The sequence below is a fragment of the Pseudomonas sp. GM41(2012) genome, assembly GCF_000282315.2.
GTDB lineage: Bacteria > Pseudomonadota > Gammaproteobacteria > Pseudomonadales > Pseudomonadaceae > Aquipseudomonas.
In genome coordinates, this window is sequence record NZ_AKJN02000008.1 from 863534 (window position 1) to 888390 (window position 24857).

Sequence of the window (24857 nt, forward strand, 5' to 3'; positions counted from 1 at the left end):
TATCCATGGGGCAGTTAACAAGGTTATTCGTCATAAGCCGCATCTTTTTTATGGGCTTTCTGATCAGCGGCGCAGCGTTTGCAGAAACTTCGCCGATTGAGGCGGTATCTGCCGGCATCAGCAGAACTGGCGCGGCACCTGACGATTACGTCGCTCAAACGATTCAGGTGGCACTTGAGCCATTGAGCTCATCGTTTCCACCCTTGCTCACTTCCCGTGGTTATCGACGGGTGGATCCGAGTCGTGTGGTCATGGATTTTTACATGCATCGGGGTTATCGCTCGGCCTGGGCGAACGACAGCGATGTCATCCAGTTATTGAAAAGCCTGAGCGAGACTCAGGCCGATGGGTTGGACCCTGCGGACTTTCATATTGATGAGTTGGCGAAGGCCAGAGCGTCGATGCAGGCAGCAGAGCCGACGGTGGCGCAACGGGCGGCATTCGATATCGCGGCCACCCGGACCTTTGTTACCGCGCTGCTGCAATTGCGGCGCGGCAAGGTTGATCCTTCGCGTCTGGACATCCATTGGAACTTCGACCCCGTCGGCGCCGATCCTCGTGGAGACATGAATAACTTGTTCGCCGCGCTCGATGCTCATGACGTGGCGCGCGCTTTCGCCGAAGCACCGCCACAAGAGGCGGTTTACCGCAGCCTGCGCGTGGGCCTGGCGCAACTGCGCAAGGTTCGGGACGCTGGCGGCTGGCCGAAGATTGCCGAAGGCCAATCGCTCAAGCCAGGCATGGATGACGCCTCTGTCGCGCAGTTGCGAGCACGTTTGGTGGCGGGTGGTTATCTGGCCCCATCAAAGAAGCCACGCACTGATTACGACGACAGCGTCACCGCCGCGGTGAAAAAGTATCAGGCCGAGCAATACCTGGGGGCGGATGGCGTGGCGGGGGCCGCGACACTGGCGGCGTTGAATGTGCCCGTAGAGGCGCGGATTGACCAGGTCCGGGTGAACATGGAGCGCGCGCGTTGGTTGCTGTACAAACTCCAGGGCACTTTTGTCGTCGTTGATATTGCGGGTTACAAGGTGGCGCTTTATCGCGACGGCAAGGCGATATGGCGTTCCCGGGTTCAGGTCGGTAAGCCGTTCCGCAGTACGCCGGTGTTTCAATCCGAGATTACTTACGTAACGTTCAACCCCACCTGGACCGTGCCACCGACCATCCTCCTCAAAGACATGCTGCCGAAGATTCAAAGAGATCCTGGCTACCTTGCCGCCAACCGTATAAGAGCCCTTGATCGAGAGGGAAATGTGCTCGATCCGTCGACCATCGACTGGGATAACGCGCGCGGTATCACGCTGCGACAGGATGCCGGGCCGGACAATTCGCTGGGGCAAGTGGTCATTCGGTTTCCCAATGAGTATTCGATTTACCTCCACGACACGCCGCATCGCGAGTTGTTTGCGCAATCGCGCCGTGCCACCAGTTCAGGCTGCATACGCGTGGAGAACCCACTGCAGTTAGTTGAACTGCTGTTCAACGACCCGGTTCGTTGGAACAGCGCCGGAATACAGGCCCAGTTGGCTAACGGCAAGACCGAAAACATCAGGCTTCCCGTCAAGGTGCCGGTGCTGTTGGCTTACTGGACGGTGGACCTGAGTAGCGATGGTCGAGTGATGTTTAAGCCCGATGTCTACGGGTACGACTCCGCGGTCCTGCGGGGACTGAATCTGCCTTCGGAACTGCCCGTCCTGGATGTGCGACGAGCAGGAACTTCCGCTGTTGCGACGGGGCAAAACCGGCAATGGCCGTGAAGGAAGCGGGACCTGCTATTCGTGTGTAACGGGCAGGTCATCGATGCGCCAACGATACAAGCGCTCTGCATCAACCTTTGCGCTCCGTCGCAGATTCGGGGGTTGGCGAAAGCCAAAAGGTTGGCTCACCTGTTGAAAACTATCACAATGCAAAATAGTCACCGATCACCGATCACCGATCACCGATCACCGATCACCGATCATCGATGTGAAGGGATGGGAAATTGAAGACGGATGTTGCGCAAAAAAAAACGTCACTCAACACAGGTATGCTTGATGTGCATGACCTCGATGAGTGCCGCAACATCCAAAAAGGGGCCGTGTTTATCATCGCCTCGGGGGCGTCCGCTAAAGATTTTCCGCTGGAAAAGTTTGCAGATGTTCCGATGATCACGATGAATGGCGCCATTTCCATGTTCTCCGGGACAGGTATCAAGCCGTTCTTTTATGCCTGTACGGATCAAGGTTTTTCCCGACAGCAACCCGAACTGTTTTCAGAGGCCATGCGCATCAGTCAGCGGGTTGCACTGTGGCAAGAGCACATCTGGCATACGACGGTAGCGCCTGAGGGCGAACTGTATTTACTCGGTCGAGCACCCAAGCTCTCCTGGACAGACCTGGTGTTCAGGGCCGATAAAGAACTCGTCAGAAGTCGCAAACTCGGAAATGGCCGCAATAGAACCCTTGGCTTCAGCAAGAACCTTAAACGCGGTTTTTTTGATGCCCGTACCGTGGCTTATCTGGCTTTGCAAATTGCGTATCACGTGGGGTTTACCAAGGTGTTTCTGGTAGGCGTCGACTTTAATCAGTCTGTGAGCCGTTTTTACGAAGAGGGTGACACGTTCGCCTCGCCATGCCTGCTTGATCAGCATTTTTATACGAGAATCCTGCCGTCGTTCGAGATCTTGTCCAAGTACGTCGTGGATGAAGATTTTCAGGTCTACAACCTGTCCAGTTCCTCAAGGATTCCGGGTGAACTCATTCCCCGAGTGACGCTGGATGAGATCGACAAGTTGATCTAAAGGTTGTTCCTGCTTTATTGAAATGGGCGCCCTCGAGGCTAATGCCGATCAGTTAAGCGCAATGCTATTTGTAGCAGCTGGCGAAGCCTGCGTTCGGTTCGGGCTGCGTTCGGACGAAGCAGTCGTGAAATCAGACGATGCGGTGTTTCAGGAAGACCGCAAACTCAGGTTTCAGCACACAGTGTGCTAATACGCCAGGGGGATGCAGAAAGTGCTCGGGCGCATTTGCACAGTGCGATGCGGCGGCTAGCCAAAGGACATTTGCCCCATACCCCCCCGTAGACTAAGCTCACAAAAAATAAGGGTTTTGGGGTGTTACCCATGCCTTACCCTTACAGGACGCGCTTTTGCCTATCCCTCTTCACGATCCGCACAACGCCACCGGCGTCACGTTGAAACGGTTACCTCTGCGCAAAGCAGCGGTACTGTTTATTGCGGTCGTGTGCCTGACCCTGTGCGGTTTGCTGTACCTGCAACTGGAGCAGTCGCGCCAGCATGACCTGGCCTTGGCACAAGTGGCGTCATCAAACCTGACGCGGGCCATGGCGCAGCAGGCCGAAGACACCTTCATGCAGGCCGATCTGGTGCTGACCAGTCTGGCCGACTGGATTCAGGCTGACGGTTTCGGCGCGCCCCAAAAGGCGCGCTTGCAGAAAACGTTCGCCCGGCGGGTGCAGGCGCTGAATCAATTGCACGGGATATTTCTATTCGACCAAAAGGGGCAGTGGGTCGTTACCTCTTTCGACGAACTGCCACGCGGACCGGGTGTGGGGGATCGCGATTATTTCAAGTTCCACCAGCAGAACGCCTCCTCCCTGGCGCACATCGGGCCGGCGATTCGCAGTCGGGTAAATGGCGAGTGGATCATCCCGATATCCAAACGGGTGAACGACAAGAATGGCAATTTCCAGGGCGTCTTGTTGGCCGGTATCAAGATGGCGTACTTCGATCAGTTCTTCAAAAGCTTCAGCATTGATGACAACGGTTCGATGTTTTTGGGTTTGACCGACGGAACACTGCTGGCGCGACGGCCGTTTGTGGAGTCGCAGATTGGCACATCACTGGCCAAGAGCGAGATCTTCGAAAAATTGCTGCCCAACGCGCCTTCCGGTAACGCGATGTTCAGCTCGCTGGTCGATGGTGTTGTGCGGTTGTATGGCTACCGTCAGCTCGACGCTTATCCGTTGGTCGTGTCTGCCGCCTCGTCCAGGGATTCAATTCTCAAGGATTGGAACGACACGGCGTTTCGCTCCACGGTCATCGTTGCCTTGGTGGTGCTGGGCGTGGGGTTGTTTGGTTGGGTGTTCCTTTATCAGGTGCGTGTCGGCGAACAGGTCGAGGCGGATTTGCGCAATGCAAAGGAAGCGCTGAAGCTGATCGCGACCCACGACAGCCTGACCGGCCTGGGCAATCGCCGGCTGTTCGAGGGCGCGCTGGACATCGAGTTCAGCCGAGGCGCCCGGCAGTCGAGTTCGCTGAGCCTGATCATGCTCGATATCGATTACTTCAAGCGCTACAACGACGCTTACGGCCACGTGGCAGGGGACCATTGCCTGGCTGAAGTGGCGCGGGCGGTGAAGGGGTGCTGCCATCGAAAAGCCGATTTGGCCGTGCGCTACGGCGGTGAGGAGTTTGCGGTGTTGCTGCCCGACACCGACATTCACGGCGCAATGGTGATTGCCGAGCAGATCCGCCGTAGTGTCATGGACAAGAACATCATCCACAGCGGTTCACCCTCGGGCTTCGTGACAGTCAGTCTGGGTTGTTATTCGTTTGTGCCGACGGGGCGGGACAGCATGGAAGTGTTCATCGAACGTGCGGATGCGGCGCTGTATCAAGCCAAGCATTCGGGGCGAAACCGCTCGGCAGTGCTGTCGATGGAGGGCGGTGTCGAGGCACTGCTGCGTTCGGATCGTTGAGGTGTCTCTCGAGATGTTTCACCCGCGCAACACCCCGGCAGCCGGCTGTCTGCCTGTCAGATCCCCTTCAATTGATCGTCTAGAGTTGCGGTAACGCTGCCAATCCCGGCAGGTCTCCCCACCGCACGGATGATCGTCTAAATGTTGATTACTCAAGCATTGACAGCCGTTGCTCTAACCGTAGCAGCCAGCGTCATTTTTCCGCTCGCGAGCCATGCTCAATCGAAAGTCACAGCCGACGAAGCACACGCCATCGGCGTGGATGCCTACGTTTATTTTTACCCGCTGTTGACCATGGATATCACCCGCAAGCAATTCACCAACATCGAACCGGGCAAGGAATTCGGTAAAGGTCCGATGAATATGTTTGTCAGCGTTCCGCAGTATCCACCTGCAGATTTCAAAGGGGTGGTGCGCTCGAACTTCGACACCTTGTATTCCATTGCCTGGCTGGATTTGACCGAAGAACCGCTGGTGATCGCAGCGCCCGATACGGCCGGGCGTTTTTACTTGCTGCCGATGCTCGACATGTGGACCGATGTATTCGCCTCACCGGGCTGGCGCACCACGGGCACCCAAGCGGGGCAGTTTCTGGTGACACCGCCGGGCTGGACCGGGACGGTGCCTGCCGGACTGAACCATCTGCCGGCGCCTACGCCCTTTGTCTGGGTTATTGGCCGCACCAAGACCGACGGCGCTGCGGACTACGCGGCCGTGCACAAAATTCAGGCTGGCTACACCGTGACACCGTTGTCCCGGCTGGGTAAAAGCGCCGAGCCGGTCAGCGTGAACATTGACCCGGCCGTGGACATGAAGACCCCGCCAAAGATCCAGGTTGACGCAATGTCGGCGGCTGACTACTTCGCCTACGCCGCCGAACTGCTCAAGGTGCACCCTGCGCACATCAGCGATCAACCGATCCTGGCGCAGATGAAGCGTATCGGTATCGAGCCCGGAAAATCCTTCAGCATGGATGCGCTGGACCCTGAAATCAAAGCAGCGCTGCAGACCGTACCCGAGGACGCGCAAGCGCTGATGACGTGGAAGGTTCCAACCCTCGCTCGCGTGGTCAATGGCTGGTCGATGAACACCGACACCATGGGCGTCTACGGCAACTACTACCTCAAGCGCGCGATCGTTGCGCAGATCGGGCTCGGCGCCAACTTGCCTGAGGATGCGATTTATCCGCTGAACATCGGCGATGTCGAAGGCAAGCCACTCGATGGAGCGAACAAGTACGTGCTGCATTTCGACAAGGGTAAAACGCCGCCGGTAAACGCTTTCTGGTCGATCACCTTGTACGACCCTGAGGGTTTCCAGGTCGGCAATGCGCTCAACCGCTTTGCATTCAGTAGCTGGATGCCGTTCAAGACTAACGACGACGGTTCGCTGGACATCTACTTCCAGCACGAAAACCCCGGCAAGGACCTTGAAGCCAATTGGCTGCCGGCACCGAAGGGCGGGTTCAACCTGACCATGCGTTTGTATGGGCCCAAGCCCGAGGTATTGAACGGCAAGTGGAACCCGCCACCGGTCAAGCCAACCTAGTTCCGCGTTTCAGGCCCAAAAGCAGCCGACGATCATCGGCTGCTTTTACGCGTCCAGCTGCCCGTCCCGCCGCCGGCACCGCCCGTTCCACCGCCCGCCGCGCCCGTGCCACCCCCCGCGCCAGAGCCACTGTTCCCGGCATTGCCACCATTTCCGCCACCCGACGAGTCCGATCCGCTATTGCTGCCGTTAGCGTTATGGTCGCTCGAGGGTTGGCCAGGGTTAATGTTGGGCGCCATGGTCGAGCCGCCGATTGAACCCGATCGGGGACCGGTCACATCAGCGCCATCGCCTGAGGCTGCAAAAATGCCGACGGACAGGGCGGACAGCACGCCAGCCAATAGCAGCGAGGTGACTTTGATGATCATCATGGTATGTCCCCAACGATGAGTCGTTACCTGATGTGGGTGTGAAGGGCTGGACGCGTGGTGCCGGTTGATTGACGAGTGGTCAGTGTGCGTTTCAGGCGAAAGCCTCGCACAGGTGTCAGCGAAGGTTCTATTCTGCCAGCTTCTGTTCGAGGTTCTGCCGCACCTGCGGCCATTCCTCATCAATGATGCTGAACCGCACCGAATTGCGCTTGCGGCCGTCCGGCATGATCCGCTCGTGGCGCATGATGCCTTCCTGCTGTGCGCCTAGCCTGAGGATCGCATTGCGCGACTTCTGGTTGTTTTCGTCGGTAGTGAATTGCACCCGCACGCAATCCAGCGTCTCGAAAGCGTATTGCAGCATCAGGTACTTGGCTTCGGTGTTGACGAAGGTTTTCTGCCAGCGGGCGCAGATCCAGCTGCTGCCTATTTCGAGCTTGCGGTTGAGTCGGTCGATTTTCCAGAAACGCGTCGAACCGATGACCTCGCCTGTGTCCTTGAGCACGATGACGAAGGGCAGCACAGTGCCAGCGTCGCGGCCGTCGAGGGCTTTCTTGAGGTAGCTGTCGACGGTGGTCGGGGAGGGCACAACGGTGACGGTCAGGTTCCACAGTTCACCGTCCTGCGCGGCATTGACCAGCGCATCAGCATCACTCAATTGCAGGGGGCGCAGGCAGATTCGTTGACCTTCCAGTGTGTCCATGAGCAGGCGTTCTCGGCTTCAAAAGGTACGCGGGTGTTACGTGCAATTACAGGGCAGCGGCCGTCGATTGGCAATGGTTGTGTCAACGGTTCTTCAATTGCTGCAATGGCTTGCGTTATCCAGGCGCCAGGGCACAGCATGGCTGCTATGTTCAATGAACGTTCGGCGAGTGCCCTGGTAAAAAAGCATTGCGAGCGTCGCATCCCGATCAGGCAATCGATTGACAGGATCAAGTGCATGGATATGACCGCCGTTACCACTGTCGCCGCGCCCCGTCATACGCCGATAACCCGTAACCTGGTGTTTGTCGTCGGCCTGCTGTTTGTTTTGGGTGTGCTGATCGCCCTGTTGGCCTTGTTCAACATTGCCGGGAGGCTGGACGCCCAGGACCTGGCCAAGACCACGTTCTACACCCAGCGTGCGCTGGAAAACCGCATCACCGCCTCGAAGAACTACGTCGCCAGTTATGCAAACTGGACGACCGCCTACGACCACTTGAACGGCCAGGTCGATGTGCAATGGGCCTACGTCGAGCAGAACCTGGGCAAAACCTTGTTCAGCATCGATCACTACGATGGCGTCTTCGTGGTCGATCATCAGCAAACCAAATACTCCGTGGTGCGCGGGCTTCAGGTAGAGGAGGCGGCGACCACCTATCTTTCGGCATCGATGGCGACGCTGATACAGGCAGTCCATAGTCAGGAAAGCCTCATTGATCCCGTCAGCCAGTTCACGCTGTTCGAGGGCAAACCGGCATTGCTGACGGCTGCCGCAATCGTCCCCAATGACGAAAGGCCGGCGGTCGATCCCCAAAGCACCTCGGTGCTGGTGTTCGTCGACCAATTAAGCCCTGACAAGCTCAGCGCCTTGAGCGCTGATTACGGTTTGCATGATTTAAACCTGGCGCCTGATAACGCTATCTCGCCCGGCAGGCCCGCCGTGGCACTGGCGGGCACCGGCTACAGCCTGGTTTCCCGACTTGAGCAACCGGGTCATCAGTTGCTCTGGTCGTTGCTGCCGCCATTGGGCGGCGCGCTGTTGGTGCTGGCGTTGTTAACGGCTTATTTCTTCCGGTATGTCTTGCGCACGTCCGGGCACGTGGATGCCAGCTACACCAGCCTCGATTTATCGAACCAGGCGCTGGAGGCCAGTGAGGAGCGTTTTCGTGCAGTGGCTGAGGCGGCTTCCGACTGGATCTGGGAAATCGACGACAAACATTGCATCTCTTATCTGTCAGGACGTTTCGCCACCGTCACCGGTTTTTCCGATCAACAATGGATAGGGCAGGACATCGGGCAACTGCTCAATTGCGACACGCTGCCCTTGTCGCTGTGGCTGCATAAGCTCAATGAAGAACAGCCCGTCAGCCATTTGCGCTGCTCCTATCGCGATCAGTCGGGGCAACAGCGTATTTGCCGGGTTTCGGCACGACCGATCCATCGCAAGGGCGCGGTGTTGGGCTATCGCGGAACGGCCAGCGACATCACCGATGAAGTCGCCGCCCATGCCCAGATCCAGCATCTGTCGTTGCACGATGCCCTGACGGGGCTGCCGAATCGCAACAAACTGGCGCGTTTCCTTGACGAGGCCCTGGCGCAGAAAGAGCATTCGGCAGCGCTGGTGCTGTTGATGATCGATCTGGATAACTTCAAGCCGATCAACGATTCCCTCGGTCACCCGGCCGGCGACGCCGTGCTGCTGGAAGTGGCCACCCGATTGCGTGAGTGCACGCGGGACATCGATCTGGTCGCCCGGCTCGGTGGTGATGAGTTTGTGCTGGTGCTCAACGGCATGGACAGCCACGCCGAAATCGACCGGTTCTGCGAACGTTTGCTCGAGAGCCTGCAGCAGCCGATTCATTACGAGCATCACACGCTGCACATCGGCGCGAGCATCGGTGTCGCCTTGAGTCGGCGTCAGGGGCACATTCCCAATGAACTGATCCGGTGTGCCGACATTGCGCTGTACCAGGCTAAATCCGACGGCAAGAAGACCTGGTGCTACTTTGCGCCGCACATGAACGATCAGATCCAGCACCGTCGGCAACTGGAAAACGACCTGCGCCGGGCGATCAAGAACAACGAGTTCGTGATGCATTACCAGCCGCGCTACAACATGGGCGGCAAGCAAGTGGTCTCGGTAGAAGCATTGCTGCGCTGGCAGCATCCGGAACAAGGGCTGCTGAGCCCCGACGAGTTTATCCCTTTGGCCGAGCAGACTGACCTGATCGTGCCTTTGGGGCGTTGGGTGTTGCGCGAAGCCTGTGAAACGGCCCTGACCTGGCCCGGTGCGTTGATGGTGTCGGTCAATTTGTCACCTGTTCAATTTGCCCGCAGCGATGTGGTGGAGGACGTCAGGGAGGCCTTGATCCAGACCCGTTTGCCGGCCAGTCGCCTGGAACTGGAAATCACCGAAAACGTCATGCTCATCGATGTGGAGGGCGCGTTGGCGACCATGAATGCGCTCAAGGAACTGGGCGTGCGGTTGAACATGGACGACTTCGGTACCGGTTATTCGTCCCTGGGTTACTTGCGCACGTACCCGTTCGACGGGATCAAGATCGACAAACGTTTCATCTCGTCCATGAGCGGCGGCGGCAATGACCGCGCCGTGGTGCAGGCGATCATCAACCTGGGCAAAGCCATGGGCCTGACCGTGACGGCAGAGGGCGTCGAGACCCTGGAGCAACTGGACTTCCTGGTCTCGGACCAGTGCCATGAGGTGCAGGGTTTCTACTTGAGTCGGCCTATGGAAAAGCAGGCGTTGCTGCCGTTGCTCAAGGCATCGCATGACGAGTTTCCAGTGTAGGGCCGCGCCTTTAGTCGCCTGACTCGCTCGTAGAGGCAACTGCCGGGGCGCACTCCCGGTCACAACTGGACATCGACCCTGCGTTGCGAGCGTTGGCCCATGAAGAACCTGAAAATCGCGACATTCAACGTCAACGGCATGCGCGCCCGACTGCCGAACTTGCTCGCCTGGCTTGAGCGAGAGCAGCCAGACATCGCCTGTTTGCAGGAGCTCAAGTCAGTCGACAGTGCATTCCCGGCCGCCGAGCTTGAGGCCGTTGGCTACGGCGCGATCTGGCAAGGTCAGTCTTCGTGGAACGGCGTGGCGATTCTGGCGCGGGATGCGCAGCCGCTGGAGAGTCGTCGAGGCCTGCCGGGCGATGACAGCGACACCCATAGCCGGTATCTGGAGGCCGCCGTGCACGGGATTCTGGTGGGCTGCCTGTACCTGCCCAACGGCAACCCGCAGCCGGGGCCGAAGTTCGATTACAAGCTGGCGTGGTTCGAACGACTGATCCACTACGCGCAGACGCTTCAGGCCAGTGATCATCCCGTGGTCCTGGCCGGTGACTACAACGTGGTGCCCACCGACCTGGACATCTACAACCCGCGATCCTGGCTGAAGGATGCGTTGCTGCAACCTGAAAGCCGCGAGTGTTATCAGCGCCTGCTGGCCCAGGGCTGGACCGATTCTTTGCGCCATCTGTATCCGGAGGATCGGCTCTATACCTTCTGGGATTATTTTCGCCAGCACTGGCAAAAGAACTCAGGACTGCGCATCGATCATCTGTTGCTTAACCCGGCGCTGAGCCCTTATCTGCAGGAGGCCGGTGTCGATGCCTGGGTTCGCAACGAGCCCCACGCGAGTGATCATGCGCCGACGTGGATTCGATTGAGTTCGCGCAAGCGGCGTTGAGATTGAAGTGGGTGGCGATTGGCTAAATCAATTGTCGGTCGAACCGCTTTTTCCCTTATACATGGCGCCCATCGGCGGAGAAATCCGGCCCCTGCATAAGGACTGAGCAATGAGCGAGCCACAGCTGACGAATCTTGCGTTGTACCTGCAGCGACTGGGCTTCGACGCGCCTCCGGCGCCGACCCTGGAAACCCTGCGCCACCTTCAACTGCGCCACACCGGCGTCTTCCCGTTCGAAAACCTCAGTACGTTGTCGGGGCAACCGGTGTTCATCGACCTGCCGTCCATCGAGCAAAAGGTCCTGCACGATGGCCGCGGTGGTTACTGCTACGAACTCAACAACCTGTTCCTGGCGTTGCTCCAGGCACTGGGCTTCGACGCTCGCGGCATCTCCGGCCGAGTGGTCATGGGCCAGCCTGAAGGCGCATGGTCCGCCCGTACCCACCGCTTGAGCCTGGTAACCCTGGACGGCGTGCGCTACATCACCGACGTCGGCTTCGGCGGCATGGTGCCCACCGCACCGCTGATGCTCGATACCCCGGCTGAACAGCTCACCCCCCACGAACCCTATCGCATCGAGCAGCACGAGGATGGCTACACCCTGCGGGCCAACGTCGGCGGCGAATGGCGGGCGATGTACATTTTCGACTTGCAGCGCCAGGAAGACATCGATTACGCCGTCGGCAACTGGTATGTCTCGACCCATCCGGAATCGTCGTTCGCCAGGCAGCTGATGGTAGCGCGCACCGGGGAAGGGTGGCGCCGCACGCTGAACAACGGCAGTTTTGCGATTCATCGGATCGGCCGTGAGACTGAACGGCGGCAGGTGGCGGATGTGGATGAATTGATGGGTTTGTTGCGCAGCGAATTCGACATTCGGGTGCCGCGGGAGGCGGCGTTGCGCCGGGTTATTGAAGGGCTGATTCAACAGCCCTGAACCTCACAGCTGCAGCCCCTCCTGCACAACGGAAAGCAGGGTGTCTTCGGTCATGGCGATCGCATCCGGTTGTTGCCCGGCTTGATCGATCGCCTGCAGCCACCACTGTGTCTCGCCGTGTTCGCTCACGGTTCGCAGCATCGAGAGTGCTTTCCCTTGGGTGCGGATCTCGACCCGCCCGGCACCATCCTCAGTGAAACGAGCGACGGGATCGAAGGTGATGCTGTGGTGGTTGCCTTCAATCAGTAACTGGTCGATGGCGTAGTCGTAGGTCGCCCCATCAGGATGACGCTCGAAGACGTGCGTCGGCACTCGCCGAATGTTCAGCCCGGCTTCGCTGAGTGGCGCCAGCCAGGCTTCGATGAGGTGGTACAGCTCGTAAACCTGTGCAGGCCAGCTGTCGATCTGCTGATCGGCACAGTGTGTCGTGTCGGCACTGGACTGCTGGGTTTGCTTCAGTTTCGCGGCGAGTTGGTCAGCCTTGCTCATGTCGATTTCCTATCGTGGTCTCAGTGAGAGCGTACCTCTATCAAGGTAGTGCACCTCTTGCCTTGCGTCATGTTGCCGGGAGGTTTTGGTTTCAAGATGGCGGTTTCCATGTCCGTAATCGTCCGCAAGGGCTGCGGAACGAGAGAGTTTTTCAGGGGCGGTGCGGGGCAAGTCTCGGGTGTGGAATGGCCATGTGTCCATAATCTGACTGGTTAGTTGTATACAACTCTATAGACATTTGTCCTGAGTCTTGCATACAGTGTGCGCATAACAAAAACCAGGGACCCCCCCAACCATGAAAACGCCCCATGTTTCACACCAACGGCCTGAGGACGAAAATCTCGGGATCGGCGCGAATATGGCTTACGGCCTGCAACACGTTCTGACCATGTACGGCGGCATTGTCGCGGTGCCTTTGATCATCGGCCAGGCGGCCGGGCTCTCGCCAGCGGACATCGGTTTGTTGATTGCTGCTTCATTGTTTGCAGGGGGGCTGGCGACATTGCTGCAAACCCTGGGCTTACCGTTTTTCGGCTGCCAATTGCCGCTGGTACAGGGTGTGTCGTTCTCTGGCGTCGCGACGATGGTGGCGATTGTCAGCAGTGGCGGGGAGGGCGGGTTTCAATCGATTCTCGGGGCGGTGATTGCCGCGTCGTTGATCGGCCTGCTGATCACGCCGGTGTTCTCACGAATCACCAGGTTTTTCCCGCCGCTGGTCACGGGCATTGTGATTACCACCATTGGCCTGACGCTGATGCCAGTCGCTGCACGCTGGGCCATGGGTGGTAACAGCCATGCCCCGGACTTCGGCAGCATGGCGAACATTGGTCTGGCGGCGGTGACGCTGGTGCTGGTGCTGCTGTTGAGCAAGATTGGCAGCGCGACCATCTCGCGTTTGTCGATCCTGTTGGCGATGGTTATCGGCACGGTGATCGCGGTGTTCCTTGGCATGGCGGACTTCTCGTCCGTCACTCAAGGCCCGATGTTTGGCTTCCCGACGCCGTTCCACTTTGGCATGCCGACCTTCCACTTCGCCGCGATCCTGTCGATGTGCATTGTGGTCATGGTGACCCTGGTGGAAACCTCGGCTGACATTCTGGCGGTGGGTGAAATCATCGGCACCAAGGTCGACTCCAAACGCCTGGGCAACGGCCTGCGTGCTGACATGCTGTCGAGCATGTTCGCGCCGATCTTCGGTTCCTTCACCCAAAGTGCCTTCGCCCAGAACGTCGGACTGGTGGCGGTGACCGGAATCAAGAGCCGCTTCGTGGTAGCTACCGGCGGTTTGTTTCTGGTGATCCTCGGTTTGCTGCCGTTTATGGGGCGCGTCATCGCTGCTGTACCGACTTCTGTCCTCGGCGGCGCCGGTATCGTGCTGTTCGGTACCGTGGCCGCCAGCGGTATTCGTACGCTGTCCAAGGTCGACTACCGCAACAACGTCAACCTGATCATCGTCGCTACCTCCATCGGCTTCGGCATGATCCCCATCGCTGCGCCGAACTTCTACGACCACTTCCCAAGCTGGTTCGCCACGATCTTCCACTCGGGCATCAGTTCGTCGGCGATCATGGCCATCGTGCTGAACCTGACCTTCAACCACCTCACTGCCGGTAACTCCGATCAGCAGTCGGTGTTCGCGGCCGGTACCGAGCGCGTCCTGCGTTATCAGGATCTGGCAGCGTTGCGCGAAGGGGATTATTTCAGCGAAGGCAAACTGCGGGACTGCGACGGGAATGAGATTCCGGTGGTGGAGGCGCTCCATGAGTCTAACGAGCATCGAGCGGCTCACACCAAAAGCAGTGAGCATGTCTGACAGTTGTATTCGCTGAAAAGGCTGGTAGGTCAAAAGATCGCAGCCTCGTTTCGCTCGACAGCTCCTACAGTGGAACGCAATTCTCTGTAGGAGCTGTCGAGCGAAACGAGGCTGCGATCTTTTGGCCACAAAAAAGCCCCTGAACCTTTCGATTCAGGGGCTTTTCGATATTGCTGTCTGGCTCCACGACCTGGACTCGAACCAGGGACCCAGTGATTAACAGTCACTTGCTCTACCAACTGAGCTATCGCGGAATGGCGTGTATGTTACTGATTCAAAAAGAGAAGTCAAGCACCTGTTAGCAATTTGACGGGTTCATGGGGACGGGCGGTGGTTTATCGACCGTGGGCGGTTACCAGAATCGCCTCAGAGGTCTACCATGGCCGCCCGGAAGTGGTTACACGCGCTGCCGGCCATTCGCCGAAAAGGTACGCGCCATGAATCACCCAACCTCCACACTTCGCCACAACGGGGTGTTCGCATGAGCATCGCTCAAATCAGCCTGCCCAAAGGCGTCGGCCCTCACGCCGAAAAACTGTTCGACGCAATCACTCAGGCCAGCACCGCTGATGAATTGAACCGTGCCGGTGGCAAGGCCGAAGGGTTTGTCCTGGGCCTGGAAAGCACCAAGGCGATCAAAAGCCAGGTCGCCGAATCGCTCTACGTCGCCTATGACGACGCTGCCAGCCAGCGCGCAACCGAACTGGCCTAACCGCCGAAAGTGACGGTGGCGAGCATCAGTTTGGCGTACAGCATCGTTGCGGCCAGCTGCACCAGCCACAAGGCCAGGCCGCCGAGAAACACGCCGGCAGCGACTTGCATCACCAGGTTGTTACCGCGTTTGGCCGGGGTGCGAGGCACGAAGTGGTCCAGCTCATCGCGGTCGGCGCGTAGGTCATCGTTTTTCATGTGGGTTCTCAAAAATTCTCGGGTGTACATAAAACCTGTGGGAGCGAGCCTGCTCGCGATGGCGGCGGCACATCTTGCATCTATATGACAGAAAGACCGCTATCGCGAGCAGGCTCACTCCCACATTTAATTTGTGTGGAGTTTAAAGGGCGCAGCTGCTGCTTTGAGATTTATCTGCGGCCAATAAAAACGGGAAGCCATTTGGCTTCCCGTTTTTTTATCACTCGACGATTCAGATCACCGCAACGATGGCCTTGGTCACAACGTCGATGTTGCTCTGGTTCAACGCGGCCACGCAGATGCGGCCGGTGTCCAGGGCGTAGATGCCGAACTCGCTGCGCAGGCGGGTCACTTGCTCAACCGTCAGGCCGGAGTAGGAGAACATGCCACGCTGACGACCGACGAAGCTGAAGTCGCGCTGTGGTGCGTTTTTCGCCAGCAGGTCGACCATCTGGATGCGCATGCCGCGAATCCGCAGACGCATTTCAGCCAGTTCTTCTTCCCACTGAGCGCGCAGTTCCGGGCTGTTCAATACAGCGGCGACGATGCTTGCACCGTGGGTCGGCGGGTTGGAATAGTTGGTGCGGATCACGCGTTTGACCTGCGACAGCACGCGCGCGCTTTCTTCTTTCGATTCGCTGACGATCGACAGGGCGCCCACGCGCTCGCCGTACAACGAGAACGATTTGGAGAACGAGCTGGAGACGAAGAAGGTCAGGCCCGATTCAGCGAACAGACGCACAGCCGCGGCGTCTTCGTCGATGCCATCGCCAAAGCCCTGGTAGGCCATGTCGAGGAACGGTACGTGACCTTTGGCTTTCACGACTTCCAGCACGTTGTTCCAGTCCGCCGGGCTCAGGTCCACACCGGTCGGGTTATGGCAGCAAGCGTGCAGCACAACGATGGAGCCGGACGGCAGGGCGTTCAAGTCTTCCAGCAAGCCAGCACGGTTCACGTCGTGGGTCGCGGCGTCGTAGTAGCGATAGTTCTGCACCGGGAAACCGGCCGTTTCGAACAGCGCGCGGTGGTTTTCCCAGCTCGGGTCGCTGATCGCCACGACGGCGTTCGGCAGCAGTTGCTTGAGGAAGTCGGCACCGATTTTCAGTGCGCCAGTACCGCCAACGGCCTGGGTGGTGATGACGCGGCCAGCGGCGATCAGTGGCGAGTCATTGCCAAACAGCAGTTTTTGCACGGCCTGGTCGTAGGCGGCAATACCGTCGATTGGCAAGTAGCCACGGGAAGCGTGTTGAGCGACGCGAATCGTCTCGGCTTCGACAACGGCGCGCAGGAGTGGAATTCGCCCCTCCTCGTTGCAGTAAACACCGACCCCCAGGTTGACCTTGTTGGTACGGGTGTCGGCGTTGAATGCTTCGTTGAGGCCCAGGATTGGATCACGTGGTGCCATTTCGACAGCGGAGAACAGGCTCATTTTGCGGCGGCTCTGAATGGAAAGTGGAGGGACGTGTCGCGCTCCAGCCGAATGCACTAGAGCGGTGCACAAACGGGGAGCTAGTATAGAGGCCATCTGCGATTGATGGCGACAGACGATTCGGCTTTTGCGGTAAGTTTTTCCGATTATTTCTCGACCGTTAGTCGATTGGCATCGTCAAAGGTTTTACCCGATGTAGGACGTTTGCCTTGAAAGCGCGGGCAATCGGCTCCACATTGAGCACAATCCAGTTTTTTCCTCGGGCGACATCGGTCGTTTGCGGTCTTTCCCGTTGCTGCCCGGTTCGCCCGGACAGGCGCGACTCCTGCTTCGAAAACCGAGAGGTATTTCATGTCTGAATTCCAGCTAGTCACCCGTTTCGAGCCCGCTGGCGATCAGCCGGAAGCCATCCGCCTGATGGTCGAGGGCATCGAAGCCGGGCTGGCACACCAGACGTTGCTCGGTGTGACCGGCTCGGGCAAGACCTTCAGCATCGCCAATGTGATCGCCCAGATTCAGCGTCCGACCCTGGTGCTGGCGCCGAACAAGACCCTGGCCGCGCAGTTGTACGGTGAGTTCAAGGCGTTCTTCCCGAACAACGCCGTCGAATACTTCGTTTCGTACTACGACTACTACCAGCCCGAAGCCTACGTGCCGTCATCGGATACGTTCATCGAGAAAGACGCCTCGATCAACGATCACATCGAACAGATGCGATTGTCCGCGACCAAGGCACTGCTGGAGCGCAAGGACGCGATCATCGTCACCACGGTGTCGTGCATCTACGGTCTGGGCAGTCCGGAAACCTATTTGAAGATGGTGCTGCACGTGGATCGCGGCGACAAACTCGATCAGCGTGCGTTGCTGCGTCGCTTGGCAGACTTGCAGTACACCCGCAACGACATGGAGTTTGCCCGTGCGACCTTCCGGGTCCGCGGCGATGTGATCGATATCCACCCGGCGGAATCCGATTTCGAAGCGATCCGCATCGAGCTGTTCGATGACGAAGTCGAGAGCCTGTCGGCCTTCGATCCGCTGACCGGCGAAGTGATTCGCAAGCTGCCGCGGTTCACGTTCTATCCGAAAAGCCACTACGTCACCCCGCGAGAAACCCTGTTGGATGCCGTCGAAGGGATCAAAGTCGAGTTGCAGGAACGCTTGGACTACCTGCGAACCAACAACAAACTGGTGGAAGCCCAGCGTCTGGAACAGCGCACCCGTTTCGACCTGGAGATGATCCTCGAACTGGGTTACTGCAACGGTATCGAAAACTACTCGCGCTACCTGTCCGGTCGCGAATCCGGCCAGGCACCACCGACTTTGTTTGACTACCTGCCGGCCGATGCCTTGCTGGTGATCGATGAATCCCACGTCAGCGTGCCGCAGGTCGGTGCCATGTATAAGGGCGACCGCTCACGTAAAGAGACGCTGGTGGAATACGGTTTCCGTCTGCCGTCCGCGCTGGATAACCGGCCGATGCGCTTCGACGAGTTCGAAAGCATCAGCCCACAGACGATCTTTGTCTCGGCCACGCCGGGCAATTACGAGGCAGAGCACGCCGGTCGCGTGGTCGAGCAACTGGTCCGCCCGACTGGCCTTGTAGACCCGCAAATCGAAATCCGTCCGGCGTTGACCCAGGTCGACGATCTGCTCTCGGAGATCGGTAAGCGCGTGGCGCTGGAAGAGCGGGTGCTGGTCACCACGCTGACCAAACGCATGTCTGAAGACTTGACCGATTACCTGGCCGACCACGGTGTGCGGGTGCGTTATCTGCACTCGGACATCGACACGGTGGAGCGGGTCGAAATCATCCGCGATCTGCGTTTGGGCACCTTCGATGTGCTGGTGGGGATCAACCTGCTGCGTGAAGGCCTGGACATGCCGGAAGTCTCGCTGGTGGCGATCCTTGATGCGGACAAGGAAGGCTTCCTGCGTTCCGAGCGCTCGCTGATCCAGACCATCGGCCGGGCGGCGCGCAACCTCAATGGTCGGGCGATTCTCTATGCCGATCGCATCACCGGTTCCATGGAGCGGGCGATCGGCGAGACCGAGCGTCGTCGCGACAAGCAGATTGCCTTCAACCTGGCCAATGGCATCACGCCCAAGGGCGTGTTCAAGGACGTTGCCGACATCATGGAAGGCGCCACCGTGCCGGGTTCGCGCAGCAAGAAGCGCAAAGGCATGGCCAAGGCCGCCGAGGAAAGCGCCAAGTACGAAGCCGAATTGCGTTCGCCGGGGGAAGTCGCCAAACGCATTAAAGCCTTGGAAGAGAAGATGTACGCGTTGGCGCGGGATCTTGAGTTTGAAGCGGCGGCGCAGATGCGCGACGAGATTGGCAAGTTGCGTGAGCGGTTGATAACCGTCTGAGATTGGTGGTGCCTGTCAGGCTGCCATCGCGAGCAAGCTCGGCTCCTACGGGTGATCACCTATCCTGTAGGAGCCGAGCTTGCTCGCGATGGGAGCGCCTCGGTCTCAATGTGCCTCGCCAGCCTTCAATCCCGCCGGCAACGCCTTGGTCAGCAACACCGCCAGCATGCTGATCCCCAGCGCAATCCCGACAAAGTGAAACGCATCGTTGTAAGCCATGATCGACGCCTGCTGATGCGCAATTTCACTGAGCTTGCCCAGCGCTGCCGTCTCACTGCCAAACCGATCCGTCAGCGACGCCATGCGCTCGGCCACCTGTGGGTTGGTCGGCACAATCGCTTCACGTAAATAATCAAAGTAAGTCTTGGTTCGCGCATCCAGCAGCGTGGCGAGGAGGGCGATGCCAATCGCGCCGCCGAGGTTGCGCAGGATGTTGAACAGGCTCGACGCCGAACCCGCGTCCTGCGGCAGGATGTACGCCGTGGCGATCAACGAGATGGTCACCATGATCAGCGGCTGGCCCAGCGCGCGAATGATCTGGATTTGATTGAACTGCGGCCCGGCGAAGTCCGGGTTTAACACCCCCGATGAAAAGCTCGCTAATCCAAATAGCCCGAAACCCAACGTGCACAGCCATTTCGGCGAGACGTACTTCATCAGCTTCGGCACCAGCGGAATCAGAAACAGCTGCGGCACGCCCATCCACATGATCACTTCGCCGATTTGCAGGGCGTTGTAGTTCTGGACCTGCGCCAGGTACAGCGGCAACAGGTAGATCGAGCCGTACAATCCGACACCCATCCCGACACTGGAAATACTCGATAAACCAAAGTTGCGATTGCGCAGGATGCCGAGGTTGATCAGCGGATTGGGCTTGGACGTCTGCACGATCACAAAGGTGATCAGGCTAACTAGCGCGATGCTGCCCAGGGTCACGATCAGGCTCGACTCCAGCCAGTCCTTGCGATGGCCTTCCTCCAGAAACACCTGCAAACAACCGAGGCCGACGCCCAGCGTGAGAATGCCCAGGTAGTCGGTGCTTTTCAGCAGTTCCCAGTGGGCTTCTTTCTTCTCCAGGCCGTACATCAGGCCGGCGATCATGATCAGGCCCGGCGGAATATTGATGTAGAAAATGTATTCCCAGCCCCAATTCTCGGTCAGCCAACCGCCGAGGGTCGGACCGATGGAGGGTGCGAACGTCGCGGTCATGGCGAACATCGCCATGCCTTTGGCGCGGTGGTGTTCGGGGAGTTTGATCAGCGTGAGGGTGAACGCCAGCGGGATCAGTGCGCCGCCGGTGAAGCCCTGCAAGGCGCGGAAGACGATCATGCTTTCCAGGCTCCAGGCCATGGAGCAGAGCAGGGAAGCGGCAAGAAATCCGAGGGATACCCACACCGCCAGTCGTCGCGCCGAGAGCAACTGCACCAGCCACGCCGTCAGCGGGATCATGATGATTTCCGCCACCAGGTACGAGGTGGAAATCCACGAACCTTCTTCCAGAGTCGCCGACAGCGCGCCTTGAATATCCTTGAGCGACGAGTTGGTGATCTGGATGTCGAGCACCGCCATGAAGGCGCCGAGCATCACGCTCATGACCGCGATCCAGTCCCGCCGGGTCGGTTCGCCGACCGGGCGGATCAGTTGATCACCGGCCATCGTCAGGGGTGTCTTTGATGTTCACTTTGGCGGTGACCGACATGCCCGGACGAATCTTGCCTTGCAGCGGATTGTTCGCGGCGAAGGTCAGTTTTACCGGAATCCGTTGTACGACTTTGGTGAAGTTGCCGGTGGCATTGTCCGGCGGCAACAGGCTGAACTGCGCGCCCGAGGCGGCAAACAGGCTGTCGACTCGCGCATCGATTGGCATGTCGCTGTAGGCGTCAAAGATCAGTTCGGCTTTCTGGCCGGGCTGCATGTGGCCGATTTGGGTTTCCTTGAAGTTAGCCTGAATCCAGATGTCCTGATCCGGCACGATCGACATCAAGTAAGCACCCGCCTGCACATACTGACCTTCGCGGGCGGCGCGCTGGCCGATCAGGCCACTGATGGGCGCGTGGATTTCGCTGCGGGTCAGGTTCAGTTCGGCCTGGGTCAGATCGGTTTTGGCGTTGGCGATCATGGCGTCGAGGCGTTTGATCTCGGCGCTCAGTGAGTTGATTTGTTGGCGCTGACTTTGTGCGTCCGCCTGGGCCTTGGTCACTTGCGAGCGGGCGATGTGGTTGTCGGCGGAGAGGGTGGTCACCCGTTCTTCCGAGACATAGCCGGGTTTGCGCAGGGTTTGCGCGCGAGACAAATCGATCTGCGAACGACCGAGGCTGGCCTGACTGGAGGCGACTTGCGCCTCGCTGGCGGCGATCAGGCTGGCTTGCTGAGTCAGTTTGCTTCGGGCTTGCAGGCGTTCGGCTTCACGGGTGGCGAGGGTGGCGTTGGCGCGGTCGACGGCGAGGTGGAAGTCATCGCCTTCGAGCTTGATCAGCAACTGGCCTTTCTCGACGTGCTGGTTGTCCTGCACCAGCACCTGATCGATGCGCGCGCCCAATTGACTCGACACACGGGTGATCTCGCCCTGGACATAAGCGTTGTCGGTGCTTTCATAGAATCGCCCCTTGAAGAACCACTGGGCAAAAAAGCCCCCGGCAACCAGCAGGACGATCAACAGGAAAATAAACAGGCGACGCTTGAGTTGGGCAGGCATGGGCAGACTGTAGTCGAGAAAATTGTAAGGAAAGTTATCAGTGGTCAAATCTGGCATACAGCGAATGATGGGTAAATGCCATCGGCTGATAATCGGCCATTCACCAACGCTAGAGCGCGTTATAGACGCAACCTTGGCTTAAATGCCCTGCTCACTGGAGCCGGGCGGCCAACGCCTGTTACCATTCGCCCTTTGTTTTATCTTCATTTCGAGACTTGCCATGACCACCGTCCGCACTCGCATCGCGCCATCGCCTACCGGGGATCCCCACGTAGGTACCGCTTACATCGCTTTGTTCAACTACTGCTTTGCCAAGCAGCACGGCGGTGAGTTCATCCTGCGGATCGAAGACACCGACCAATTGCGTTCGACCCGCGAGTCCGAACAACAGATTTTCGACGCCCTGCGCTGGTTGGGTATCGACTGGAGCGAAGGCCCGGATGTTGGCGGCCCGCACGGTCCTTACCGTCAGAGCGAGCGTGGCGATATCTATCAGAAGTACTGCCAGCAGCTGGTCGAAATGGGCCACGCTTTCCCTTGCTTCTGCACCGCCGAAGAGCTGGACCAGATGCGCGCTGAACAAATGGCCCGCGGCGAAACCCCGCGTTACGACGGCCGTGCGCTGTTGCTGTCCAAGGAAGAAGTCGCACGCCGCCTGGCCGCTGGCGAGCCGCACGTGATCCGCATGAAAGTGCCGAGCGAAGGCGTTTGCGTGGTGCCGGACATGCTGCGTGGCGACGTCGAGATCCCGTGGGATCGTATGGACATGCAAGTGCTGATGAAGACCGACGGTCTGCCGACGTACTTCCTGGCCAACGTCGTCGATGACCACCTGATGGGCATCACCCACGTTCTGCGCGGCGAAGAATGGCTGCCCTCGGCACCGAAACTGATTCTGTTGTACGAGTACTTCGGCTGGGAACAGCCGGAGCTGTGCTACATGCCGCTGCTGCGTAACCCGGACAAGAGCAAGCTGTCCAAACGCAAGAACCCGACCTCGGTGACGTTCTACGAGCGCATGGGCTTCATGCCGGAAGCGATGCTCAACTACCTCGGTCGCATGGGCTGGTCGATGCCGGACGAGCGCGAGAAGTTCTCGCTGCAGGAAATGGTCGATAACTTCGACCTGAGTCGTGTCTCCCTCGGCGGGCCGATTTTCGACATCGAGAAACTGTCGTGGCTCAACGGTCAATGGCTGCGTGACCTGCCGGTGGAAGAGTTCGCTTCGCGCCTGCAAACCTGGGCGCTGAACCCGGAATACATGATGAAGATCGCGCCGCACGTGCAGGGCCGCGTCGAAACCTTCAGCCAGGTTGCACCGCTGGCCGGTTTCTTCTTCGCCGGTGGCGTGAACCCGGACGCCAAGCTGTTTGAATCCAAAAAGCTGTCGGGCGATCAGGTGCGTCAGTTGATGCAGTTGATCCTGTGGAAGCTGGAAAGCCTGCGTCAGTGGGAAAAGGACAGTATCACCGCAACGATTCAAGCGGTGGTCGAATCCCTGGAGCTAAAGCTGCGTGACGCCATGCCACTGATGTTTGCCTCGATCACTGGCCAGGCCAGTTCGGTGTCGGTGCTCGATGCGATGGAAATCCTTGGCCCTGACCTGACCCGTTTCCGTCTGCGCCAGGCGATCGACTTGCTGGGCGGCGTGTCGAAGAAGGAAAACAAGGAGTGGGAAAAACTGTTGGGCAACATCGCCTGATTCTCACTGTAGGAGCTGCCGAAGGCTGCGATCTTTTGATCCTGCTCTTCGGCGGCCTTCAAAAGATCGCAGGCTTCGCCAGCTCCTACGGGCCTGCGTTCTTTCCCAAGCCCCCGGTTTACGGGGGAAGGGCGGTAAGTGATTGTTATGTCGGCAAAAAACTTTGAAATATTTTAAAAATAAGTTTGACAGCCTTCCGATGCGCCATTAAGATTCGCCCCGTCCTCAGCGATGAGGGGCTATAGCTCAGCTGGGAGAGCGCTTGCATGGCATGCAAGAGGTCGACGGTTCGATCCCGTCTAGCTCCACCAATTTACACTTCAGGGCCTGGCCACACCGGCCTTGAAGCGATCACCACTCAGCGGTGATCTGTTGTATAGAAGGGTTTGCGTCCCCTTCGTCTAGTGGCCTAGGACACCGCCCTTTCACGGCGGTAACAGGGGTTCGAGTCCCCTAGGGGACGCCAGTTTTACAGAAGCGATGTTGCAAGATGTCGCTCCGCCGCGAGGCGAAAAATCCGGGGCTATAGCTCAGCTGGGAGAGCGCCTGCATGGCATGCAGGAGGTCAGCGGTTCGATCCCGCTTAGCTCCACCAATTTTACAGTTCAAGGTCTGGCCACACCGGCCTTGAATCGATCAGCTCTCAGCACTGATCAGTTGTATAGAAGGTTTTGCGTCCCCTTCGTCTAGTGGCCTAGGACACCGCCCTTTCACGGCGGTAACAGGGGTTCGAGTCCCCTAGGGGACGCCACGATTACCCGCTCTGCGGGATTTTATAAGGGTCATTCAATTATTGAATGGCCCTTTTGTTTGTCTGGCGTTTGGCCAAATCCCTCTAATTCTTTCAAACTGTTCTTCAGACCAGCGGTCACATCCACGACTTGCGTAAAATTATTATGAGAATAATATTCTAGTCGTAATATTCGGAGGCAACGATGAACGATAAAAAAGCTCAAACCCGCGAACGCATCCTCAAGGCTGCCAGCGCAGCGCTGATTCAGCGCGGCCCGGCCGAGCCGAGCGTGGGCGAAGTGATGGGCGCGGCCGGCCTGACCGTCGGCGGCTTCTACGCGCACTTCGAAAGCAAGGACGCGATGATGCTGGAAGCGTTCAAGCAACTGCTCGGTCACCGGCGTGGCTTGATCGCCGACATGGATGCCGAATTGACCGGCGAAGAGCGTCGCGCGCTGGTTGCTGCGTTTTATCTGTCGCGCAAACACCGTGATTCCTCTGATTCAGCCTGCCCGATTCCGGCTTCTGTCGGTGAGCTGGGCCGTCTGCCGGACGCGTTTCGCGTGGCGTTGAATGAGCATGTGGAAATGATGGTCGCGCAGTTGGCGGCCAGCCCGGAAGACACCGACAAAGCCTTGGCCGACATGGCCTTGATGGTCGGTGGTTTGGCTTTGGCTCGCGCGTTGGGGCCAGGAGAATTGTCCGATCGATTGCTGCGCGCCGCCAAGTCTGCGGTGCTGTGACCTAAAGGCATTAGCC

General features: G+C 58.7%; 19 protein-coding genes and 5 tRNA genes. 16 read left to right on the forward strand and 8 right to left on the reverse strand.

Annotated elements, in window-relative coordinates:
• The first annotated feature begins 5 nt into the window (after positions 1-5).
• The 4 genes from PMI27_RS04495 (at position 6) to PMI27_RS04480 (ending at position 6252) form a co-directional block, all read left to right on the forward strand.
• Positions 6-1763 (forward strand): L,D-transpeptidase family protein, encoded by a 1758-nt coding sequence (locus PMI27_RS04495; protein ID WP_008151322.1) that lies wholly within the window; start codon positions 6-8, stop codon positions 1761-1763.
• A 269-nt stretch (positions 1764-2032) separates the two neighbouring features.
• Positions 2033-2785: a hypothetical protein gene (locus PMI27_RS04490; RefSeq protein ID WP_008151320.1), complete on the forward strand. Its 753-nt coding sequence runs from the start codon at positions 2033-2035 to the stop codon at positions 2783-2785.
• 347 nt (positions 2786-3132) lie between these two features.
• A complete protein-coding gene (locus PMI27_RS04485; protein ID WP_008151319.1) occupies positions 3133-4704 on the forward strand; it encodes a sensor domain-containing diguanylate cyclase in 1572 nt (523 codons plus the stop codon).
• Between the two features lie 141 nt (positions 4705-4845).
• Positions 4846-6252 (forward strand): DUF1254 domain-containing protein, encoded by a 1407-nt coding sequence (locus PMI27_RS04480; protein ID WP_008151317.1) that lies wholly within the window; start codon positions 4846-4848, stop codon positions 6250-6252.
• A gap of 32 nt (positions 6253-6284) precedes the next feature.
• Here the strand turns inward: PMI27_RS04480 and PMI27_RS04475 are convergent, their stop codons facing one another.
• The gene (locus PMI27_RS04475; protein WP_008151315.1) at positions 6285-6623 is read right to left on the reverse strand and encodes a hypothetical protein; all 339 of its coding nucleotides are present in this window, start codon (positions 6621-6623) and stop codon (positions 6285-6287) included.
• A gap of 127 nt (positions 6624-6750) precedes the next feature.
• On the reverse strand, positions 6751-7323 hold the full coding sequence (locus PMI27_RS04470; RefSeq protein WP_008151313.1) for a GNAT family N-acetyltransferase: 573 nt from the start codon (positions 7321-7323) through the stop codon (positions 6751-6753).
• 237 nt (positions 7324-7560) lie between these two features.
• On the opposite strand from PMI27_RS04470, the gene PMI27_RS04465 reads away from it, so the two are divergent.
• The 3 genes from PMI27_RS04465 to PMI27_RS04455 all read left to right on the forward strand — a co-directional run bounded on the left by PMI27_RS04465 (position 7561) and on the right by PMI27_RS04455 (position 11962).
• Positions 7561-10131, forward strand: a complete 2571-nt coding sequence (locus tag PMI27_RS04465; RefSeq protein WP_033053574.1) for a bifunctional diguanylate cyclase/phosphodiesterase — start codon at positions 7561-7563, stop codon at positions 10129-10131.
• A 99-nt stretch (positions 10132-10230) separates the two neighbouring features.
• On the forward strand, positions 10231-11025 hold the full coding sequence (gene xth, locus PMI27_RS04460; protein ID WP_008151309.1) for an exodeoxyribonuclease III: 795 nt from the start codon (positions 10231-10233) through the stop codon (positions 11023-11025).
• A gap of 109 nt (positions 11026-11134) precedes the next feature.
• Positions 11135-11962, forward strand: a complete 828-nt coding sequence (locus PMI27_RS04455) for an arylamine N-acetyltransferase family protein (protein WP_008151306.1) — start codon at positions 11135-11137, stop codon at positions 11960-11962.
• Positions 11963-11965: 3 nt separating this feature from the next.
• On the opposite strand, the gene PMI27_RS04450 is transcribed toward PMI27_RS04455, so the two are convergent.
• Positions 11966-12451: a hypothetical protein gene (locus PMI27_RS04450; protein ID WP_008151304.1), complete on the reverse strand. Its 486-nt coding sequence runs from the start codon at positions 12449-12451 to the stop codon at positions 11966-11968.
• A 295-nt stretch (positions 12452-12746) separates the two neighbouring features.
• On the opposite strand from PMI27_RS04450, the gene PMI27_RS04445 reads away from it, so the two are divergent.
• Positions 12747-14264 carry a nucleobase:cation symporter-2 family protein gene (locus tag PMI27_RS04445; protein WP_008151303.1) on the forward strand — a complete coding sequence of 506 codons (1518 nt, stop codon included), beginning with the start codon at positions 12747-12749 and terminating at the stop codon, positions 14262-14264.
• Positions 14265-14442: 178 nt separating this feature from the next.
• Here the strand turns inward: PMI27_RS04445 and PMI27_RS0229795 are convergent.
• Positions 14443-14518 (reverse strand) — tRNA-Asn (locus PMI27_RS0229795).
• A 227-nt stretch (positions 14519-14745) separates the two neighbouring features.
• On the opposite strand from PMI27_RS0229795, the gene PMI27_RS0229800 reads away from it, so the two are divergent.
• A complete protein-coding gene (locus PMI27_RS0229800; protein WP_008007186.1) occupies positions 14746-14976 on the forward strand; it encodes a hypothetical protein in 231 nt (76 codons plus the stop codon).
• On the opposite strand, the gene PMI27_RS04440 is transcribed toward PMI27_RS0229800, so the two are convergent.
• Positions 14973-15173: a hypothetical protein gene (locus PMI27_RS04440; protein WP_008151298.1), complete on the reverse strand. Its 201-nt coding sequence runs from the start codon at positions 15171-15173 to the stop codon at positions 14973-14975. The genes PMI27_RS0229800 and PMI27_RS04440 overlap by 4 nt on opposite strands.
• A gap of 232 nt (positions 15174-15405) precedes the next feature.
• Positions 15406-16602, reverse strand: coding sequence for an amino acid aminotransferase (locus PMI27_RS04435; RefSeq protein WP_008151296.1), 1197 nt, complete (start codon positions 16600-16602; stop codon positions 15406-15408).
• 351 nt (positions 16603-16953) lie between these two features.
• Between PMI27_RS04435 and uvrB the strand changes: the two genes are divergently transcribed.
• A complete protein-coding gene (uvrB, locus tag PMI27_RS04430; RefSeq protein WP_008151295.1) occupies positions 16954-18969 on the forward strand; it encodes an excinuclease ABC subunit UvrB in 2016 nt (671 codons plus the stop codon).
• Positions 18970-19074: 105 nt separating this feature from the next.
• Here uvrB and PMI27_RS04425 read toward each other — a convergent pair whose 3' ends face one another.
• Together PMI27_RS04425 and PMI27_RS04420 are read right to left on the reverse strand one after the other, a co-directional pair.
• On the reverse strand, positions 19075-20625 hold the full coding sequence (locus PMI27_RS04425) for an MDR family MFS transporter (protein ID WP_008151293.1): 1551 nt from the start codon (positions 20623-20625) through the stop codon (positions 19075-19077).
• A complete protein-coding gene (locus PMI27_RS04420) occupies positions 20615-21664 on the reverse strand; it encodes an HlyD family secretion protein (RefSeq protein WP_033053575.1) in 1050 nt (349 codons plus the stop codon). Before PMI27_RS04420 ends, PMI27_RS04425 begins: the two co-directional genes overlap by 11 nt.
• Before the next feature lie 220 nt (positions 21665-21884).
• On the opposite strand from PMI27_RS04420, the gene gltX reads away from it, so the two are divergent.
• From gltX to PMI27_RS04410, 6 genes are all read left to right on the forward strand, one after another.
• Complete coding sequence (gltX, locus tag PMI27_RS04415; protein ID WP_008151288.1) at positions 21885-23366, forward strand: glutamate--tRNA ligase; 1482 nt, start codon at positions 21885-21887, stop codon at positions 23364-23366.
• Positions 23367-23601: 235 nt separating this feature from the next.
• Positions 23602-23677: transfer RNA gene (locus PMI27_RS0229805), tRNA-Ala, on the forward strand.
• A gap of 79 nt (positions 23678-23756) precedes the next feature.
• Positions 23757-23832 (forward strand) — tRNA-Glu (locus PMI27_RS0229810).
• Positions 23833-23885: 53 nt separating this feature from the next.
• Positions 23886-23961: transfer RNA gene (locus PMI27_RS0229815), tRNA-Ala, on the forward strand.
• 80 nt (positions 23962-24041) lie between these two features.
• A tRNA-Glu gene (locus PMI27_RS0229820) sits at positions 24042-24117 on the forward strand.
• Between the two features lie 184 nt (positions 24118-24301).
• Positions 24302-24841, forward strand: a complete 540-nt coding sequence (locus PMI27_RS04410; RefSeq protein ID WP_008151286.1) for a TetR/AcrR family transcriptional regulator — start codon at positions 24302-24304, stop codon at positions 24839-24841.
• Positions 24842-24857 lie beyond the last annotated feature (16 nt).

Bases quoted from the DNA above. Each gene is read 5' to 3' on its own strand.
- PMI27_RS04470 (WP_008151313.1), bottom strand. From the start codon at position 7,323: ATGGACACACTGGAAGGTCAACGAATCTGCCTGCGCCCCCTGCAATTG.
- PMI27_RS04440 (WP_008151298.1), bottom strand. From the start codon at position 15,173: ATGAAAAACGATGACCTACGCGCCGACCGCGATGAGCTGGACCACTTC.
- gltX (WP_008151288.1), top strand. From the start codon at position 21,885: ATGACCACCGTCCGCACTCGCATCGCGCCATCGCCTACCGGGGATCCC.
- PMI27_RS04455 (WP_008151306.1), top strand. From the start codon at position 11,135: ATGAGCGAGCCACAGCTGACGAATCTTGCGTTGTACCTGCAGCGACTG.
- PMI27_RS04465 (WP_033053574.1), top strand. From the start codon at position 7,561: ATGGATATGACCGCCGTTACCACTGTCGCCGCGCCCCGTCATACGCCG.
- uvrB (WP_008151295.1), top strand. From the start codon at position 16,954: ATGTCTGAATTCCAGCTAGTCACCCGTTTCGAGCCCGCTGGCGATCAG.
- xth (WP_008151309.1), top strand. From the start codon at position 10,231: ATGAAGAACCTGAAAATCGCGACATTCAACGTCAACGGCATGCGCGCC.
- PMI27_RS04450 (WP_008151304.1), bottom strand. From the start codon at position 12,451: ATGAGCAAGGCTGACCAACTCGCCGCGAAACTGAAGCAAACCCAGCAG.
- PMI27_RS04490 (WP_008151320.1), top strand. From the start codon at position 2,033: ATGCTTGATGTGCATGACCTCGATGAGTGCCGCAACATCCAAAAAGGG.
- PMI27_RS04410 (WP_008151286.1), top strand. From the start codon at position 24,302: ATGAACGATAAAAAAGCTCAAACCCGCGAACGCATCCTCAAGGCTGCC.
- PMI27_RS04495 (WP_008151322.1), top strand. From the start codon at position 6: ATGGGGCAGTTAACAAGGTTATTCGTCATAAGCCGCATCTTTTTTATG.
- PMI27_RS04425 (WP_008151293.1), bottom strand. From the start codon at position 20,625: ATGGCCGGTGATCAACTGATCCGCCCGGTCGGCGAACCGACCCGGCGG.
- PMI27_RS04480 (WP_008151317.1), top strand. From the start codon at position 4,846: ATGTTGATTACTCAAGCATTGACAGCCGTTGCTCTAACCGTAGCAGCC.
- PMI27_RS04420 (WP_033053575.1), bottom strand. From the start codon at position 21,664: ATGCCTGCCCAACTCAAGCGTCGCCTGTTTATTTTCCTGTTGATCGTC.
- PMI27_RS04435 (WP_008151296.1), bottom strand. From the start codon at position 16,602: ATGAGCCTGTTCTCCGCTGTCGAAATGGCACCACGTGATCCAATCCTG.
- PMI27_RS04475 (WP_008151315.1), bottom strand. From the start codon at position 6,623: ATGATGATCATCAAAGTCACCTCGCTGCTATTGGCTGGCGTGCTGTCC.
- PMI27_RS04445 (WP_008151303.1), top strand. From the start codon at position 12,747: ATGAAAACGCCCCATGTTTCACACCAACGGCCTGAGGACGAAAATCTC.
- PMI27_RS0229800 (WP_008007186.1), top strand. From the start codon at position 14,746: ATGAGCATCGCTCAAATCAGCCTGCCCAAAGGCGTCGGCCCTCACGCC.